The sequence below is a fragment of the Streptomyces sp. NPDC059649 genome, from assembly GCF_042734445.1.
GTDB lineage: Bacteria > Actinomycetota > Actinomycetes > Streptomycetales > Streptomycetaceae > Streptomyces.
On the sequence record NZ_JBHWDV010000018.1, the window covers coordinates 44,487 to 60,994 of the forward strand.

The 16,508-nt window shown below is 71.9% G+C and carries 15 protein-coding genes; 6 read left to right on the forward strand and 9 right to left on the reverse strand.

Annotation, left to right across the window (positions count from 1 at the left end; translation table 11 throughout):
* Nucleotides 1-59: 59 nt before the first annotated feature.
* Both ACFV1J_RS20495 and ACFV1J_RS20500 read left to right on the forward strand, forming a co-directional pair.
* Nucleotides 60-803: a maleylpyruvate isomerase family mycothiol-dependent enzyme gene (locus ACFV1J_RS20495; RefSeq protein ID WP_385860086.1), complete on the forward strand. Its 744-nt coding sequence runs from the start codon at nt 60-62 to the stop codon at nt 801-803.
* Nucleotides 804-813: 10 nt separating this feature from the next.
* On the forward strand, nt 814-1,470 hold the full coding sequence (locus ACFV1J_RS20500; RefSeq protein WP_385860088.1) for an MBL fold metallo-hydrolase: 657 nt from the start codon (nt 814-816) through the stop codon (nt 1,468-1,470).
* A gap of 61 nt (nt 1,471-1,531) precedes the next feature.
* Here the strand turns inward: ACFV1J_RS20500 and ACFV1J_RS20505 are convergent, their stop codons facing one another.
* From ACFV1J_RS20505 to uvrB, 4 genes are all read right to left on the reverse strand, one after another.
* Nucleotides 1,532-2,518, reverse strand: coding sequence for a TerC family protein (locus ACFV1J_RS20505; protein WP_385860090.1), 987 nt, complete (start codon nt 2,516-2,518; stop codon nt 1,532-1,534).
* Between the two features lie 216 nt (nt 2,519-2,734).
* The gene (locus tag ACFV1J_RS20510; RefSeq protein WP_385860092.1) at nt 2,735-4,798 is read right to left on the reverse strand and encodes a TerD family protein; all 2,064 of its coding nucleotides are present in this window, start codon (nt 4,796-4,798) and stop codon (nt 2,735-2,737) included.
* Between the two features lie 105 nt (nt 4,799-4,903).
* Nucleotides 4,904-5,482, reverse strand: a complete 579-nt coding sequence (locus ACFV1J_RS20515; RefSeq protein ID WP_385860094.1) for a TerD family protein — start codon at nt 5,480-5,482, stop codon at nt 4,904-4,906.
* 165 nt (nt 5,483-5,647) lie between these two features.
* Entirely contained in the window at nt 5,648-7,780 is a 2,133-nt protein-coding gene (gene uvrB / locus ACFV1J_RS20520; protein ID WP_385860096.1) for an excinuclease ABC subunit UvrB, read from the reverse strand.
* Nucleotides 7,781-8,323: 543 nt separating this feature from the next.
* On the opposite strand from uvrB, the gene ACFV1J_RS20525 reads away from it, so the two are divergent.
* From ACFV1J_RS20525 to ACFV1J_RS20535, 3 genes are all read left to right on the forward strand, one after another.
* Nucleotides 8,324-9,214, forward strand: coding sequence for a glycerophosphodiester phosphodiesterase (locus ACFV1J_RS20525; protein ID WP_385860098.1), 891 nt, complete (start codon nt 8,324-8,326; stop codon nt 9,212-9,214).
* 88 nt (nt 9,215-9,302) lie between these two features.
* Nucleotides 9,303-9,902: a methylated-DNA--[protein]-cysteine S-methyltransferase gene (locus ACFV1J_RS20530; protein WP_385860100.1), complete on the forward strand. Its 600-nt coding sequence runs from the start codon at nt 9,303-9,305 to the stop codon at nt 9,900-9,902.
* 79 nt (nt 9,903-9,981) lie between these two features.
* The gene (locus ACFV1J_RS20535) at nt 9,982-10,524 is read left to right on the forward strand and encodes a DUF1697 domain-containing protein (protein WP_385860102.1); all 543 of its coding nucleotides are present in this window, start codon (nt 9,982-9,984) and stop codon (nt 10,522-10,524) included.
* A 22-nt stretch (nt 10,525-10,546) separates the two neighbouring features.
* Here the strand turns inward: ACFV1J_RS20535 and ACFV1J_RS20540 are convergent, their stop codons facing one another.
* Nucleotides 10,547-11,017, reverse strand: a complete 471-nt coding sequence (locus ACFV1J_RS20540) for a type II toxin-antitoxin system PemK/MazF family toxin (protein WP_385860104.1) — start codon at nt 11,015-11,017, stop codon at nt 10,547-10,549.
* Between the two features lie 137 nt (nt 11,018-11,154).
* On the opposite strand from ACFV1J_RS20540, the gene ACFV1J_RS20545 reads away from it, so the two are divergent.
* A complete protein-coding gene (locus ACFV1J_RS20545; protein ID WP_385860106.1) occupies nt 11,155-12,585 on the forward strand; it encodes a WGR domain-containing protein in 1,431 nt (476 codons plus the stop codon).
* 67 nt (nt 12,586-12,652) lie between these two features.
* Here the strand turns inward: ACFV1J_RS20545 and ACFV1J_RS20550 are convergent, their stop codons facing one another.
* The 4 genes from ACFV1J_RS20550 to ACFV1J_RS20565 form a co-directional block, all read right to left on the reverse strand.
* Nucleotides 12,653-13,291, reverse strand: coding sequence for a uridine kinase (locus ACFV1J_RS20550; protein ID WP_385860108.1), 639 nt, complete (start codon nt 13,289-13,291; stop codon nt 12,653-12,655).
* A 41-nt stretch (nt 13,292-13,332) separates the two neighbouring features.
* The gene (locus ACFV1J_RS20555) at nt 13,333-13,788 is read right to left on the reverse strand and encodes a hypothetical protein (protein WP_385860110.1); all 456 of its coding nucleotides are present in this window, start codon (nt 13,786-13,788) and stop codon (nt 13,333-13,335) included.
* Between the two features lie 43 nt (nt 13,789-13,831).
* Nucleotides 13,832-14,773, reverse strand: coding sequence for an IclR family transcriptional regulator C-terminal domain-containing protein (locus tag ACFV1J_RS20560; protein WP_385860112.1), 942 nt, complete (start codon nt 14,771-14,773; stop codon nt 13,832-13,834).
* A gap of 159 nt (nt 14,774-14,932) precedes the next feature.
* Nucleotides 14,933-15,877, reverse strand: coding sequence for a zinc-binding alcohol dehydrogenase family protein (locus ACFV1J_RS20565; RefSeq protein ID WP_385860114.1), 945 nt, complete (start codon nt 15,875-15,877; stop codon nt 14,933-14,935).
* Nucleotides 15,878-16,508 lie beyond the last annotated feature (631 nt).

Sequence of the window (16,508 nt, forward strand, 5' to 3'; positions counted from 1 at the left end):
GCGCCTCGATCGGTGCTCGCCGACTCCCGCACTCGCCCGGTCGGCGCTAGCTTCGGAGCATGACCGTCACCCCGCTCGACTTCGCGCACGATGTGGCCGCCGTCCGCGAGGCCACCGACCGGCTCCTGATCTCCCTGGGCAAGCTCGACGACGCGGCGATCGGCGAGCCCTCGCTGCTGCCCGGATGGACCCGCGGCCATGTCCTCGCCCATCTGGCGCGCAACGCGGACGCCCTGGTGAACCTCCTCACCTGGGCGCGTACGGACGTCCCCACGCCGATGTACGCCAGTGCGGAGGCCCGGGACGCCGACATCGAGCGGGATGCCGACCGTTCCCTGGAGGCGCATCTGACGGACCTGAAGGAGAGCGCCGCGCGGTTCGACGCGGCGGTGGACGCGCTGCCGGAAGCGCGTCGCGCCTTCGAGGTGGAGATGCGCAACGGGGTCGTGGAGCGCGCCGACCGGCTGCCGTTGCGCCGGCTGGCGGAGGTGGAGCTGCATCACCTGGACCTCGGTGTCGGCCACACCCTGGACCAGCTGTCGCCCGCGTTCATCGACGGTGAGCTGGCGTTCCTGACCACCGTGAAGTTCGCCGGGCATCCGGACCTGCCCGCCCTGGAGATCCGCACCGACGACGGCCGTCACTGGCGCACCGGCCGTGCGGCCACCGGCGCGGGGGACGAGGCCGCGCCCGTAGTGGTGAGCGGCTCCGCAACGGCGCTGGTCGGGTGGCTCACGGGGCGCGGCGACGGCACGGAACTCGACGGTCACGGCTCCGCGCTGCCTGTCGTACCCCCGCTCTAGAGTGGGGTTCATGGCCTACAGCGGAGCAGTGAAGGTCGGCGGACCGGCCGACGTGCACGAGCTGACCGACCTGATGATCTCGAAGGTCGCGGTCGGTCCGATGGACAACAACGCCTATGTGCTGCGGTGCCGGGCGACCGACGAGCAGTTGCTGATCGACGCGGCCGCGGATCCGCACACCCTCCTCGCGCTGGTCGGCGAGAGCGGTCTGGCGTCGGTGGTGACCACGCACCGCCACGGCGATCACTGGGGTGCGCTGCGCGAGGTGGTCGGCGCGACGGGTGCGCGGACGTACGCGGGCCGTTACGACGCCGAGGGCATCCCCGTCCCCACGGACGTCCTGGTCGACGACGGCGACACGATCACCGTCGGCCGGGTCCGGCTGACGGCGCGCCATCTGGTCGGCCACACCCCCGGCAGTATCGCGCTCGTCTACGACGACCCGCACGGTCCCCCGCATCTGTTCACCGGCGACTGCCTGTTCCCGGGCGGCGTCGGCAACACCTGGGGCAACGCCGAGAATTTCAGCAGCCTGATCGACGGTGTGGAGAGCAAGCTCTTCGGCGAACTCCCCGACGAGACCTGGGTCTACCCGGGGCACGGCAACGACACCACGCTGGGCGCGGAACGCCCGCATCTCGCGGCATGGCGCGAGCGGGGCTGGTAGCGGGGCCGCGGGCCATCGGGGCGTGCGGAGACGGGCCGTGCGCCGGCCCGTCTCCGGATGGTCAGACCTCGATGCGTTCCTCGGTGTCGGCCGCCTCGGCCGCGGACTGCTTCTTCGAGGCGCGCAGGCTGGTGAGCGTGGTGACGACCAGCACGGCGCAGATGACGCCCAGCGAGACCGGGATGCTGATCTCCGGTACGGCCACTCCGGATTCGTGCAGTGCGTGCAGCACGAGCTTCACGCCGATGAAGCCGAGGATGACCGACAGGCCGTAGGAGAGGTGGACCAGCTTCTTGAGCAGTCCGCCGATCAGGAAGTACAGCTGCCGCAGGCCCATCAGGGCGAAGGCGTTGGCGGTGAAGACGATGTACGCGTCCTGGGTGAGGCCGAAGATCGCCGGGATGGAGTCCAGGGCGAAGAGGACGTCGGTGGTGCCGATCGCCAGCATGACGATCAGCATCGGGGTCATCAGCCGCTTGCCGTTCTCGACGACGAACAGCTTGGTGCCGTGGTAGCGGTCGGTCGACGGGAAGCGCCGCTCGACCATCTTGAGGAAGCGGTTCTCCTCGTAGTCCTCGTCCTCCTGGTCCGCCCGCGCCTCCTGGATGAGCTTCCAGGCCGTCCAGATGAGGAACGCGCCGAAGAGGTAGAAGACCCAGGAGAAGTGGGCGATGATCGCGGCGCCCGCGCCGATGAAGCCGGCCCGCAGCACCAGCGCGATCAGCACGCCCACCATCAGCACCCGCTGCTGGTAGATCGTCGGGACCGCGAACTTCGCCATGATCAGGACGAAGACGAAGAGGTTGTCGACGCTCAGGGACTTCTCGGTGATGAAGCCGGCGAAGAACTCACCGGCCGGGGCGGTCCCGCCGAGGACCAGCAGCCCGAGGCCGAACAGTGCGGCGAGGGCGATCCAGACGGCGGTCCAGGTGCCGGCCTCCTTGAGGGAGACCTCGTGCGGTTTGCGGCCGCCGATGAAGAAGTCGGCGGCGATCAGGGCGCAGAGACCAAGGATGGTCAGCACCCACAGGGTCAGGGAAACGTCCACTGCTCCTCCGGCAGAGTCGTACGGCACTCACAGCGTCGTCGCTGCCGGAGGTCTCTTCCGCCTCGCGCCGCCCTAGGGGCACGGGGCCGGCGTCCCGGGATCTCGTCACTCTCACGATCCGTGATGACGGGTGCGCCGCATCGGGAGTACTCCCCTCCGCACCAAGAAGAGTAAAGGATGGCCAAGATTTAGTAAAGGAATGGGTAAAGGTGCTGGTCAGGGGGTCGGTGGCAGGGATGGCCCGGCGGGTTCGGTGCGGGCGGCGGCACGGCGGGTCTCCGAGAGGCGGGTCAGTACCTGGCGCACCACCTGGCTGCCCTTCGGGGCGAGCGCCGGCTCGTACGTCCAGGCGTGGCCGACCCAGGGATCGGCGAGGTGGGCGTCCGGCACCGGCGTGATGCGCAGCAGGGAACGCCACAGCGGGTCCAGCACCGGGCCGAATTCCCGGGCCTGGGCACGGTCGGCGACCATCATCAGATGGACCCCGGCCGCCGGGCCCTCGTCGGCCAGATAGCGGAGCATGGTCACCGCCCGGTCGTCGAAGCCGTGCGGGAAGTCATGGACGATCAGCAGCTGCTCCGCGGTGTCCAGATCGGGCGGGAGCGCGTCCGCGGCCCGGCTGCGCACCGCCATCTGGATCAGGTCCACCCGCCTGATCAGCCCCTCCAGGACCGTGGTCACGCCCTTGGCGCCGGGCACCGGGGGCCCCGGCAGGGCACCGGTCTCCACGAGCGGCGCGAGCGCCCGCGCCGCCGTACCGCCGGGGTCGATGACCTGCACGGCGAACTCCCCGGCGGGGTGGACGGCGAGCAGCCGGGCGGCGATCGCGACGGCGGTCTCCAGGGCGAGCCGCCGGAGTTCCGCCGCGTCCGGCGGGCCGTCCGTCAGTGCGCTGCCCAGCTCGCGCCGGCCGAACTCGCGCTCCGGGCCGGGCTCCGCGCCGCGGGCGAGGGTGTCGGGTCCGCTGTCGATCCACAGCCCGCGCTCCAACGGGAGCCGCACGAGCATGGGGATCCGCAGGTCCAGCACCTCGGGGAGGTGCAGATCGCCCAGCCGCAACGCCATCGGGCGCTCCAGGGGGACGTGGTGGCCCTGCCATACGGGGTTGTCCCAGCGGGCGAACGCGGGCGGCAGGGCGGGCTCGACGACCTCCGACTCGGCGGTCAGCTGCGCCAGGTCACGGTCGAGGGCGGCGCGGGCCTGGGTCAGCAGGGTGGCGTGCCGGTCGCGGGCGGTGGCCCGGGCGACGTCGGCGGCGGTGCCGAGGCGGTTGCGCGGGTCGGCCAGGACCTCGTCGAGCTCCTGCTCCAGACGGGACGCGGCGAAGTCCGACGCGCTGCGGTAGGCCGCGACCGAGCGGGCCAGGTCCTCGAACATGCCCCAGATCTGGTTGTAGAGCCGCTCCTCCATGCTCCATCCGGCGGCGTCCCCGGCCACGGGTGGCGGAGGACCGTCCGGCGCGGAGGCGCCGGCCATGGGTGCGCCGGATGGGGCGGTGGCGGGCGGCGTGGGGCCGGGTGCGGAGGTGCTGCGGCGTTTGGGGTGGCGGTAGTCGACGGGGCCGCCGGTGGGCGAAGCGGCGGCCGCGGACGTGCCGACGGGGCCGGGGGCGGGGAGCTCGCCTGCCGGGACTTCGTGGGCCGGGACCTCGGGGGCCGGGCCCGGGCCGGCCAGCGCCTCGGGTTCGGCCGCCGCTTCGAGTCCGGCCGCCGCCTCGGGTCCCGCCGATGCCTCGGGTCCGGCCGCCGCCTCGACCTCCGCGGCCAGTTCGGCCGCCTGTGTCAGCCCCTGGTCGTGCAGCAGGGCGGCCAGGCCGTCGGCGTATCCCTGGCCCACCGCCCGTACCTTCCAGGCGCCCTGTCGGCGGTACAGCTCGACGGTGATGACGGCCGTCTCGGCGGTCAGCCCGCTGACCGTGTAGCCGGCCAGATCCGTACCGTCGACGGCGGTGAGCCGTACGGACGGTGCGGGGGCCGCGCCGAAGGTGGCCGGCGCGCCGCTCCGGGCGGCGAGCGCCAGCAGCACACTGACCCGGTGGACGGCCGCGGGCAGCGCGTCGAGGTCCACCGTGATGCGGTGCTCGGCGGCCGCCCGACCGGGCACCTCGACGCCGGGCCGGCGGGGCGCACCCGGGTGGGCCACGGCTTCGGCGCCCGGCAGTTCGCCCCGCTCGTCGCCGAGGGTCACCCCGGCCACGACGGGGAAGCCCGCCGCGATCCGGATCTCCACCCGGCTCCGGTCCAGTGGATGGTTCTGGCCCCGGACCAGCTCGGCCGTCATCGTTCTTCCCCCTGGTTGTCACTCGTCCCGGGCCCCGCCCCGGGCGGCTGCCCGGGGCGCACGGCGGCGCGGCCCGGGTGCGCGCTGCCGTGGTGCTGCGGCGTTCTACAGGTGCGGGACGATCGCCGGGACCAGGTCCTGGAAGGTGCGGCCGACGGAGGGCTCTCCGATGGCGGTCATCTGCCAGCCGTTGCCGACGCGATGCACCTTGGCCATGACCTGGGCGGTGTAGTCGCCGCCGCCCGTGAGGGTGTAGCGGGCCATTTCCTGGCCGGTGGACTCGTCGACCAGCCGGCAGAAGGCGTCCTCCACCTCGGTGAAGGTCTGCCCGGTGAAGGAGTTGACGGTGAAGACGATCTGGTCGATGTGGACCGGCACCCGCGCCAGGTCGACCAGGATCGCCTCGTCGTCGCCGCCCTGGCCGGCGCCGCCGACCAGGTTGTCACCGGTGTGCCGGACCGCGCCGTCGTCGCTGACCAGGTGCTGGAAGAAGACGACGTCGATCGGCTGCTTGCCGGCGAACAGCACCGCCGAGGCGTCGAGGTCGATCTCCTTGGTCCGCCGGCCGAACAGTCCGCGGCGCGGCGCCGAGCGCCAGCCCAGCCCCATCCGGACCGCGGTCAGCGTCCCCCCGTCGGACTTCTGCAGGCTGATGCCCTGTCCCTTGGACAAATTGACCGACACGCGCCGTCCCCTCTCTGTACCGTCCCGCCCACTTTCCGGCGGCAGCTTCGACCCTACGCACGACGGCGGGCCCGGGGCGTCGCGGGCCCGCGTTTGTGGCGTTTCTGCAACACCAGGGCGGGCGCGCCACCCGTCCTGGTGAGTGCGGCACCCGCCCGGCCCCCACTACTTCACGCCGGCCTCCCTCATCTGCCGCAGCTCCTTCTTGAGCTCGCCGACCTCGTCGCGCAGCCGGGCGGCGATCTCGAACTGCAGCTCGGCCGCGGCCGCCCGCATCCGCTCCGTCATCTCCTCGATGAGCTCGGCGAGTTCGGCCGCGGGACGGTCCGTCAGGGGCGCCTCCGCCTTGGCGCCCTTGCCCTTCGCCGGCTTGGCGCCGAGCGCCGGGACCGGCGCCTTGCCCTTGGTGTCCTTGGCGTCGCCCGACTTGCGGTAGCCGCTGCCCAGCAGCTCCCGGGTGTCGATCTCCTCGCGGGCGATGGTGGCGACGATGTCACCGATCTTCTTACGGAGCGGCTGCGGATCGATGCCGTGCTCCTTGTTGTACGCCAGCTGCTTCTCCCGGCGGCGGTTGGTCTCCTCGATGGCCTTCTCCATCGCCGGGGTGATCTTGTCGGCGTACATGTGGACCTGACCGGAGACGTTGCGCGCCGCGCGGCCGATGGTCTGGATCAGCGAGGTCCCGGAGCGCAGGAAGCCCTCCTTGTCGGCGTCGAGGATGGCCACCAGGGACACCTCGGGCAGGTCGAGGCCCTCGCGCAGCAGGTTGATGCCGACCAGGACGTCGAACTCGCCGGAGCGCAGCTCGCGCAGCAGCTCGACACGGCGCAGGGTGTCGACGTCGCTGTGCAGATAGCGGACCTGGATGCCGAGTTCCAGGAAGTAGTCGGTGAGGTCCTCGGCCATCTTCTTGGTGAGGGTGGTGACCAGGACGCGCTCGTCCTTCTCGGTGCGGGTGCGGATCTCGTGCACCAGGTCGTCGATCTGCCCGTCGGTGGGCTTGACCACGACCTCCGGGTCGATCAGGCCGGTCGGACGGATGATCTGCTCCACGAAGCCGTCGCCGCGGGCCAGCTCGTACGGCCCGGGGGTCGCCGACAGATAGACCGTCTGCCCGATGCGGTCCAGGAACTCCTCCCACTTCAGCGGCCGGTTGTCCAGCGCGGACGGCAGCCGGAAGCCGTGGTCGACGAGGGTGCGCTTACGGGAGGCGTCGCCCTCGTACATGGCGCCGATCTGCGGGACGGTGACATGCGACTCGTCGATGACCAGGAGGAAGTCCTCCGGGAAGTAGTCGATGAGGGTGTTGGGCGCAGAGCCGGGCTCGCGGCCGTCCATGTGCATGGAGTAGTTCTCGATGCCGGAGCAGGAGCCGATCTGGCGCATCATCTCGATGTCGTACGTCGTGCGCATCCGCAGCCGCTGGGCCTCCAGCAGCTTGCCCTGCTTCTCCAGGGTGGTGAGCCGGTCGGCCAGCTCGGTCTCGATCCCGGCGATGGCCCGCTCCATGCGCTCGGGGCCGGCGATGTAGTGGCTGGCGGGGAAGATGTACAGCTGCTGGTCGTCGCTGATCACCTCGCCGGTGAGCGGGTGGAGGGTGGAGAGCGCCTCGATCTCGTCGCCGAACATCTCGATCCGGACGGCCAGCTCCTCGTAGACCGGGAAGATCTCGATGGTGTCACCGCGGACCCGGAAGGTGCCGCGGGTGAAGGCCAGGTCGTTGCGGGTGTACTGGATCTCGACGAAGCGCCGCAGCAGCTGGTCGCGGTCGATCTCGTCGCCGACCTTGAGCGGCACCATCCGGTCGACGTACTCCTGCGGCGTGCCCAGGCCGTAGATGCAGGACACCGAGGCGACCACGACGACGTCACGGCGGGTGAGCAGGGAGTTCGTCGCGGAGTGGCGCAGCCGTTCGACCTCCTCGTTGATGGAGGAGTCCTTCTCGATGTAGGTATCGGACTGCGGGACGTAGGCCTCGGGCTGGTAGTAGTCGTAGTAGGAGACGAAGTACTCGACGGCGTTGTTCGGGAGCAGCTCGCGGAACTCGTTGGCGAGCTGGGCCGCGAGGGTCTTGTTGGGCGCCATCACGAGGGTCGGGCGCTGCAGCTTCTCGATCATCCACGCGGTGGTCGCCGACTTGCCGGTACCGGTCGCGCCCAGCAGGACGACGTCCTTTTCACCCCCGCGGATGCGCTGCTCCAGCTCGGCGATGGCCGCCGGCTGGTCACCACTGGGCTGGTACGGGCTGACAACCTCGAAGGGTGCCACCGTGCGTTCGATCTTTGATACGGGCCGCATGGGATCCACCGTACGACCCGCCACTGACAATCGACGTGGCGATTGCTCCGACCTGCGATTTCGTAGCGGACCCGGCGGGCGGGCGGCGCTGTCCGGCGGACGCGGGACGCGGTGCGGGGATGTCGGCGGGGCGGTGCGGGGCCGCCGTCGCGGCGCGGCCCGCTGATCATCGTCCGGCCGGCCCGGCGGCCCCGCTCCTTGATCGGTCGGGAGCCGCGTGCGGGGCGGCCACCGCGCCCCGCTTTTCTTCCCGTATGACCAAAACCGGTCAGAAGCGCGACGGGTGACGCATCATCGGCCAAGATGCGCGGACGCCCGGGCTCCGGCAAGTTGGACGGCGGCGGAAGCGTACGTCTGTTGCATGACAGATCCGGGCATCCTGCAATTGCGCGACGCTCCACACGGCATACCGGCCACGTCTCGTTCAGCGCCCGGCCACCCCACGACCGCCTCCCGCTACGGCCCGGCTGCGAGCCTCCCTCCGTCCCTCCGGTTCCCGTCCGTTCTCGTCAGCTCACCTCCACGACGTCACGAGGAGTCCGTATGCGTATTCGCCCCGTCGCCACCGTCGTCGCCGGTGCGCTCATGGGTCTGTCCGCGCTCGTCCTCTCCCCGGCCGCCGCCCAGGCCGCACCGCACCGGAACACCCCGGAGACGGTCGCGCACCGCGGCGCCTCGTCGTACGCCCCCGAGAACACCCTCGCCGCCATCGACGAAGCCGCCCGGCTCGGCTTCGAATGGGTCGAGAACGACGTCCAGCGCACCAAGGACGGTGAGCTGGTCATCCTCCATGACAACTCGCTCGCACGGACCACCAACGTCAAGAAGGTCTTCCCCGACCGCTCCCCCTGGAACGTCTCGGACTTCACCCTCAAGGAGATCGAGAAGCTGGACGCGGGCAGCTGGTTCGGACCGAAGTTCGAGGGCGAGCGGGTGCCGACCCTCGAGGACTACATGGACGAGGTCGAGGAGAACGACCAGAGCCTCCTGATGGAGCTGAAGTCCCCGGAGCTCTATCCGGGCATCGAGCTGCAGACCCTCAGGGAACTGCGCCAGGCCGGCTGGCTGAACCGGGAGCACGTCCGGCACCGGCTGATCATCCAGAGCTTCAACGCGGACGCCATCAAGACCGTGCACACCATCCGCCCGGACATCAGGACCGGCTTCCTCGGCAACCCGTCGGTGGCCGACCTGCCGAAGTACGCGAAGTACTGCGACCAGATCAATCCCGTCCACACGGCGGTCACCCCGGAGTACGTCGCCGCCGTGCACGGGCTGCGCGGGCCGCACCGGCGGGCGCTGGACCTGTACACCTGGACCGTCGACGACGCGGCCACCGCGGTGAAGGTCGCCGGTCTGGGCGTCGACGGCATCATCTCCAACAAGCCCGATCTGGTGCGGGACGCCCTGGAGGGCCGCGGCCACTCCCGCTGAGCGCTGTGACCTGCGGGGAGCGGGCCGCGGCACCGGTCGCGGGGCCGTTCCCCGCCGCGTTGTCAGTGGGGCGTCCTACCCTGATCAGGTGACGAATTCCGAGCAGGTTCAGGGGCCGGCGGCCCGGGCGGACGCGCCGCCGGAGGCCGGGGCCGGTGCCCGGCGCGACTGGGCGTGGACCCGCCTTGCGACCCCGATCGGTCCGCTGTTGCTCGCCGCGACGCGGGACGGTCTGGTGCAGGTCGTCTTCCATGCCGACGAGCGGAGAAGCCGCCGGGCGCTGACCCGGCTGGAGCAGTTCTTCGGCGGGCCGCCGCTTGCGGAGATACCCCATCTGGCGACGGCCGCGGCCGAGCTCACCGCCTATTTCGCCGGGGAGCTGCGGACCTTCACCGTCCCCCTGGACTGGTCGCTGTCGTCCGGCTTCCACGCCCGGGTGCTGCGCGCCCTGGCCTCGGGTGTCCGGTACGGCGACGTGGTCGGCTATCAGGACCTCGCCGACCGGGTCGGGGAACCGGGTGCCGCCCGCGCGGTGGGAGCCGCGATGGGCTCCAATCCGCTGCCGGTCGTCGTGCCCTGCCATCGTGTGGTCGCCAGCGACGGCGGGATCGGCGGCTTCGGCGGCGGCCTGGAGACCAAGCGGCAGCTGCTCGCCCTCGAAGGTGTGCTGCCCGCGCCGCTCTTCTGATCCCGTCCCTCCGGTTCCGGTTCCCGGTTCCGGCCGCCGTCCGGCCGCACCGAGGCCGGCTCCCGAAGGGCAGTGCCACATGTCCCGTCAGATCGCTCTGCTGCGCGGTATCAACGTCGGAGGCCACCATCCGTTCCCCAAGGCCCGGCAGCGGGAGCTGGCGGAGTCGCTGGGCCTGAAGGACGTCACCGTGCTGCTGCAGACCGGCAACCTCGTCTTCGCCGATCCGGGTGCTCCGCCCGGCGAGACGGCCCGGAGGATCGAGGACCGGATCGCCGCCGAGCTCGGCCTCACGGTGCCGGTGATCGTGCGGACCCGGGACGAGCTGGCCGCCGCGGTCGCCGCGAACCCGTTTCCGCAGGCCGTGGCGGAGCCCAAGAGCCTGCACGTCACGTTCCTGTCGGAGGTGCCGGCCGACACCTCGCGGCTGGACGCGATCGACCAGGCGGCGTTCGCGCCCGACCGGTTCCGGCTGGCCGGACGCGAACTGTATCTGTGGTGCCCGGACGGCATCGGCCGCTCCAAGCTCGCCGCGCTGGTGAGCCGCACCCCGCTCGGGGTGACGGCCACCGCCCGTAACTGGAACACCGTCACCAAGCTCCTGGCGCTGGCGGACGCCTGACGCCGCCCGGGCTGCCGGCCGTTCAGCGCCAGCCGTGGAATTCCCGCAGCCGGTTGGCGACGAGGTTGAAGCGGCCCCGGTCCAGGGCGCACGCCTCACGCCGCATGCCTTCCGGGTGCACCCGCAGGACCCGGTCCAGCGCCACCCAGGAGTCGCGGCCCGCGCGGTCCCAGGGTCCTGCGCCTATCGCCACCCACTCCCGGTCGTGGCTGTGCCGTTTGCTGGACAGCTGGACCGCCAGCAGCGTGCCGCCGGTCTCCCGGGCGACGACCAGCACCGGCCGGTCCTTGCCCCGGCCGTCGTTCTCCTCGTAGGGCACCCAGGTCCAGACGATCTCGCCCGGGTCCGGGTCGCCGTCGGGGTCGGGCGCGTAGGTCATCCGGACGGTGCCGACGGAGCCCGGCCGGGCTTCCACGGTTGCGGTGGGCCCCTGGCTGCCGGGCAGCGGGTCGGCCGCGCCGGAGGGGTCTGTTGCGGTGAAGGAAGAGGTCACGCCCCCACGCTAACCGCCGCCCTGAGCAGGGCTTTCAGCGGCCCCGGTCGGCGCTCCACGGCCCGTTGTCAGTGGTCGGCCGTACGGTTTTTCACAGCGGGGGACGGCCGTCGGGGCCGCCCGGGGAGGGGAACATCATGTCCGAGACCACGACGTATCTGGAACTGTCCCAAGAGGGCGGTGGCGCCCACAAGTTCTACGAGGTGACGGTGCGGGACACGGTCGTCTCGGTGCGCTACGGCCGGATCGGCGCGGCCGGGCAGCGGCAGACCTCGACGTTCCCGACGCGGGAGAAGGCGCAGGCCGCGGCCGCGAAGAAGATCGGCGAGAAGGTCCGCAAGGGTTACGCCCCGGCCGTCCAGGGGCAGCGCTCCGCCCGGTCGGTGACGCGTCGTCAGGTCTCCTCGGCGCCGTCGACGGCCCGCGCGGTCGCACCGGTGCTGTGGCGGTTCCGTACGGGCGCCGCGGCGTTCGGTATCCACATCGACGAGGACCGGTGCTGGGTCGGCAACCAGAACGGCGATGTGCACACCCTCGGCCACGACGGCGAGGTGCTGGCGCACTACCGGCTGCCGAACGGCGTCAAGTGCCTGGTGGCGGACGACTTCTGGATCTACGCCGGCTGCGACGACGGCACGGTCTACGACCTCTCCTCGAAACTCCCGTTCGCCGCCTACGACATCGCCCCCGACGTCGACATCTTCTGGCTGGACATCCGCGAGGGCATCCTCAACGTCGCGGACCGCAACGGCGGTCTGACGGTCATCGACCACGAGGACGAGTACCAGTGGTCGCGGCGCAGCACGGGCGAGCACGCCTGGATGGTGCGGCGGGACGAGCACGCCGTCTACCACGGCCACCGCCGCGGTGTGACGGCCTATTCCGCCGACGGCAGCGCCGAGTTGTGGCACACACCGACCACGGGCGCGGTGCTGTTCGGCTGGCAGGAGGACGACGCGGTGTACGCCGGTACCGACCGGCGGGTGGTCCAGCGGCTGGCGAAGGACTCCGGCGCGCTGGAGGCGACGTACGCGTGCGACACGGTCGTCTACTCCTGCGCGACGGCACCGGGCGGCCGGTACGTCTTCGCCGGCGACTCGGCCTCCTCGGTGTACTGCTTCGCCGCCGACGGCACCCGTCTGTGGAAGCTGGGCACGGGCGGGGGCTCGGCGCTGTCGATGCAGTATCTGGACGAGAAGCTCTACATGGTCACCACCGACGGCTCGCTGGTGTGCGTGGACGCGAGCGAGGCGGCCGTCGCCGCCGCCCGGGCGGGCACGGTGCCGGTGGCCCGGGACGTGAAATCAGCGGCCGCGCTGCCGACGTACACCCCGTCGGCCACGGTGCGGACGGTGGCGTCCGCGGCCGCTTCGGGGGTCGTGGTGGAGTGCGTGCAGGAGGGCGGCCGACTGCGGGTCCATGTGGTCTCGGGCGGCTATGAGCCCTCCTGGAACGTCCAGTTCCCCCGTCACATACGGCGGCCCGGGGCGCGGTATGTCGTCGACGACTTGTCGGCGGCCGCGGGCGGGTTCTACCGCGTCCGCGGCGAGATCCGGCAGCTCGTCTGAGGCCGTCGGGCCGTTCTGAGGCCGTCGGGCCGTTCTGAGCCCACCGGACCGTTCTGCGGCCGCCGGATCAGGCGGATCCGTTCCAGGCCGGCCGGCGCGGGTCGTCGGCCCGTACGACGATGTCCGCGGCCTCCTCGGGCCGGGTCTCGGCCTCGTAGCGCGCGAAGGCGGGCAGCGTCCACTGCTCGTGCTGCGGGGTGCGGCGGGCGAGCGCGGCCGGCGACAGCGTGAGGTGGACGGTGAGATCGAAGGGGAACCAGTGACCGAGCAGGAGGGGACCGTGCAACAGCAGAACACCGCCGGGCGGCAGCGTCACGTACGCGCTGCGGGTGGCCCGGTCGGCCACCGGGTCCCAGAGGTCCGGCAGGACGCGGCCGGTGCCGCCCGGGTCGAGCGGTTGGAAGACCTCGCGCCACAGCGCCTGCCGGTCGAACCACTCGTCGTGGTAGGCGTCGGGGTCCTCCCGGCCGTATTCGAGCCGCAGCGAGGCGGGACGCAGGAAGCCGAAGGCGCCGGCCTTGTGCACCGCCCGCCCCCGGAGCCGCAGTGCCTCGGCGAGCCGCCCGGCCAGCTCACCGGGTGCGGCGGCGGGCGCTCCGTCGAGGGCCACTCTCCGCCAGGGGCTGCCGTCCTCGGCCTCCGTGGTGAGGATCCGCTCGACGAGCGCGTCGGTGAGCCGTTCCCAGGTGATCGCTTCGAGCCGCACCCCGCCATTGTGCCGGGCGGCGGGGCGCGACGCGCGCGGCGTCAGCCGGGGAGCGGGCCACCGGTCGGGGTGTGGAAGGTGAGGTCTCCGGAGACGACTCCGGCCTGGATGACCGCGCCGTGCTGGGTGCCACCGCTGATGGTGTTGTGCACCTCCCGCACGGTTGCGCGGTCCGGCTCCTCCGGTGAGACCTCGTCGAGCAGGGCGCGGAGTTCGGCCGCGGCGGCCGGGTCCTCGCTCAGCAGCCGGCGCAGTCGCAGCCGCCAGGCCGCGGTCACCCCCGCCACCCCGTCCTGGTCGCCCTCCTCCTGCGCGGCGACGAGATCGGCGCGCGAGTCGTCCAACTCGCCCTCCAGCACGGCCTCGTCGCCGGCGCCCCGGCGGCGGGCGAGGAAGGCCGCCATGCGGCGCCGGACGGTGGCCCAGCCCTCGGTCGCCATCTGCTGTACGAGCGTGGTCGCCCCTGCCGTGGCGAGTTGCACCAATTCCGCTTCCATCGGTCCCCCTCGGGTGTCGGGTGTGGTTCCGTCGCGACGCGGTTCAGGCCTGGCCCGCGTCCGGGCCGGCGGCGCCGTAGCGGCTGAGTTCGGCCGCCGCCTCCTTCGTCGCCTCGATGACGTTCTCGGGGGCCACCGGCATCACGGACTTGAGCTTGAGCAGCAGGACGGCCCCCATGATGGAACCGTCCCACATGATCGGCGCGGCGCAGGAGTTCCATCCGGCCATGCACTCCTCGTATCCGAGCGCGTGGCCGAGGTCTCGGACCTCCGCGAGGGAGGCCACCAGCGCGTCGTTGTCCCGGTAGACGCCCGGTCCGGCCTGGTCCGGTACGGGCTCGGCCAGGACCCGCTGCTGGAGCACCTCGGGCAGGTAGGCCAGGATCGTCCGTCCGGAGGCACCGGTGCGCAAGGAGCGCGTCACGGACAGCACATCGCGCGGTGTCATGCCGAGTTCGGCCAGGTCGGAGTCGCCGACGGCCATGTCGACGCACTGCCGTTGGGCGCCGGAGAAGGGCGCCACCATGTAGAGGAAGGCCAGCCCGCCGTCGGTGGCCATCCGCAGTTCGCGGAGCACGGTCTGGGTGACCGTGCCGTCGAGGCGGTGGTCGAGCGCGGTGAAGGCGAGCTGGGCGGCCGAGGTCCGCAGGCGGTACAGGCCGCGGTCGACCCGTTCGAAGATGCGCTGGTAGATCCCGGACTGCAGGATGCGGTAGACGACGGAGTCGTCCAAACCGGTGAACTCGGCTATCTCGCCGGGACCGTGGGCCGATCCGCCGAGTTCGGCGAAGGCGGTCTGGACGAGGAAGACCCGCTCGGCATGGCTGGATCCCGACGCCCGGCTGCCGGCCGAGGGCCCGTTCTTGGCCGTCTGGCGTCCGTTCTTGCGCCCCGGGGCGCCCGGCGCCGTGACGGCGGTGCCCGATGCGGCGGCGAGCGCGGCGGCCGAGGCCGTGGAACCCGGTGCTGTGGTGCGGTTGCCCATCGTGTGCTCTCTTCCCTGGCAGTGTTCCGCGCCCGTAGGCGCCCGGCGTGTCCGATGGAAGCCGACGCCCCCGTCACCCGCGGCCGCACCCTCCGGCAGTCGGCGCCCGGGAGTGCCCCCGGAGCCGTTCCGCCCGTCGCCGGCCCCGAGTTACCCGCATTATCGGGTGACGTCGAGGGCGAGTTTCCCGGTCGGTGTGCGGGCGGCGAGGTCGTGGTGTGCCCGGGCCGCCTCGCCGAGCGGGTAGGCGGCGCCGGTGAGCGGCTTGAGGGTGCCGTCGGCGACGGCGTCGAACAGCGCGCGCATGGACGTCGGCAGCGCCGTACGGTCCGCGTAGAGCTGCGGCAGCCAGAAGCCGGAGACGGTCAGGGAGCGCGCCATCAGGTCCCGGGTCGGCACGTTCGCCAGGTCGCCGCCGGCGAAGCCGTAGACGGCGAGCCGGCCGCGCGGTGCGACGGCGGCGAGGGTGCGGGTGAAGGTGGCGCCGCCGGTCATCTCCAGAGCGGCGTCGACGGGGCCGCCGGCGGCGTCCAGGATGCGCTCCGTCAGGTCGTCGGCGTGCGAGTCGACGACGGCGTCGGCGCCGAGTTGCGCGGCCAGTTCGCGCTTCTGGGGCGAGCCGGCGAGGCCGATGACCCGGGCCCCGGCGTGCGCGGCGAGCTGGACGGCCAGCGAGCCGACGCCACCGGCCGCGGCCGGCACGACGAGGGTCTCGCCCTTGGTGATCCGCAGCACGGTGAACAGCAGGTGCCAGGCGCTGTTGCCCTGGAGGGCGAGTGCGACGGCCTGTTCGTCGCTGATGGCGTCGGGCACGTCCCAGGTGACGCGGCGGTGCAGCAGGGTCCGTTCCGCGTAGCCCCCGCCGCGGCACAGCCCGACGACCCGGCGGCCGCCGTCCACGGTCCCCACGACCTCGTTGCCGGGGATGTACGGCAGCTCCACGGGCGCGAGGTAGGAGTCTCCCCGGGCGTGCACGTCCGCGTAGTTGACGCCGGCGAGGGTCACCTGGACCAGCGAGTGGCCGCCGCGGGGTGCGGGCTCCGGCACGTCCTCCAGCCGCAGCACGTCCGGACCGCCGAATTCTCGCATCACAATCGCGCGCACGACTCTCCCTCAGGTTCACAAGTGCGGTGCCCGCACAGGGTAGGCGGGGTGCTCGTTGTCGGGCGGATACCCGATCATTTCGCGCCAACCATGAGTGGTTCGGGGTGCCCTTGCCGTTCTCCTGGCGAGATTTTCCCGCCCGCTTTCTCGCGACGCGAGAAACGGCCGGAGCGTTTTCCACCCATTGCGTCGTTTTGCTGCAGATCTACCCGGCGGTACGGCCGGGGTGGCTGCCTCGCATCCCTCGCTCAAACTCGGCTACCGGATGTGATCGCCGACGCCTACGATCCCGAATTGTGTCCGCCGTTGACCACTTGTGACGGCCGCGTCCCCAGGGGCCGAGGGCGCTCCGCGAGGCAGCGCTGCTCGCCCACCGCACCCGGTGATACGGGCGGGTGGCGGAGGGCATGGCCGCGTGCAGGGCAGCGCGGACACGGCCTGAGGGGGAATCATGATGGGGAAATCGGGGGGCGGGGGGGCCCCCGTCACCCCCCCCCGCCCCGCCCCCCCCACCTCTTAATGAGACGGCGTCCTCAGAGATCTTAACTCCGACGATCGTAGGATGCGTCAGATGTGTATACTAGACAGGTACTAACCGATCAACCGCAGCAGCGCCACCCAGCTGAACCGG

Excerpts from the sequence above, each read along its gene's own strand:
- ACFV1J_RS20495 (WP_385860086.1), top strand. The coding sequence starts at position 60 with ATGACCGTCACCCCGCTCGACTTCGCGCACGATGTGGCCGCCGTCCGC.
- ACFV1J_RS20500 (WP_385860088.1), top strand. The coding sequence starts at position 814 with ATGGCCTACAGCGGAGCAGTGAAGGTCGGCGGACCGGCCGACGTGCAC.
- ACFV1J_RS20510 (WP_385860092.1), bottom strand. The coding sequence starts at position 4,798 with ATGACGGCCGAGCTGGTCCGGGGCCAGAACCATCCACTGGACCGGAGC.
- uvrB (WP_385860096.1), bottom strand. The coding sequence starts at position 7,780 with ATGCGGCCCGTATCAAAGATCGAACGCACGGTGGCACCCTTCGAGGTT.
- ACFV1J_RS20525 (WP_385860098.1), top strand. The coding sequence starts at position 8,324 with ATGCGTATTCGCCCCGTCGCCACCGTCGTCGCCGGTGCGCTCATGGGT.
- ACFV1J_RS20535 (WP_385860102.1), top strand. The coding sequence starts at position 9,982 with ATGTCCCGTCAGATCGCTCTGCTGCGCGGTATCAACGTCGGAGGCCAC.
- ACFV1J_RS20545 (WP_385860106.1), top strand. The coding sequence starts at position 11,155 with ATGTCCGAGACCACGACGTATCTGGAACTGTCCCAAGAGGGCGGTGGC.
- ACFV1J_RS20555 (WP_385860110.1), bottom strand. The coding sequence starts at position 13,788 with ATGGAAGCGGAATTGGTGCAACTCGCCACGGCAGGGGCGACCACGCTC.
- ACFV1J_RS20560 (WP_385860112.1), bottom strand. The coding sequence starts at position 14,773 with ATGGGCAACCGCACCACAGCACCGGGTTCCACGGCCTCGGCCGCCGCG.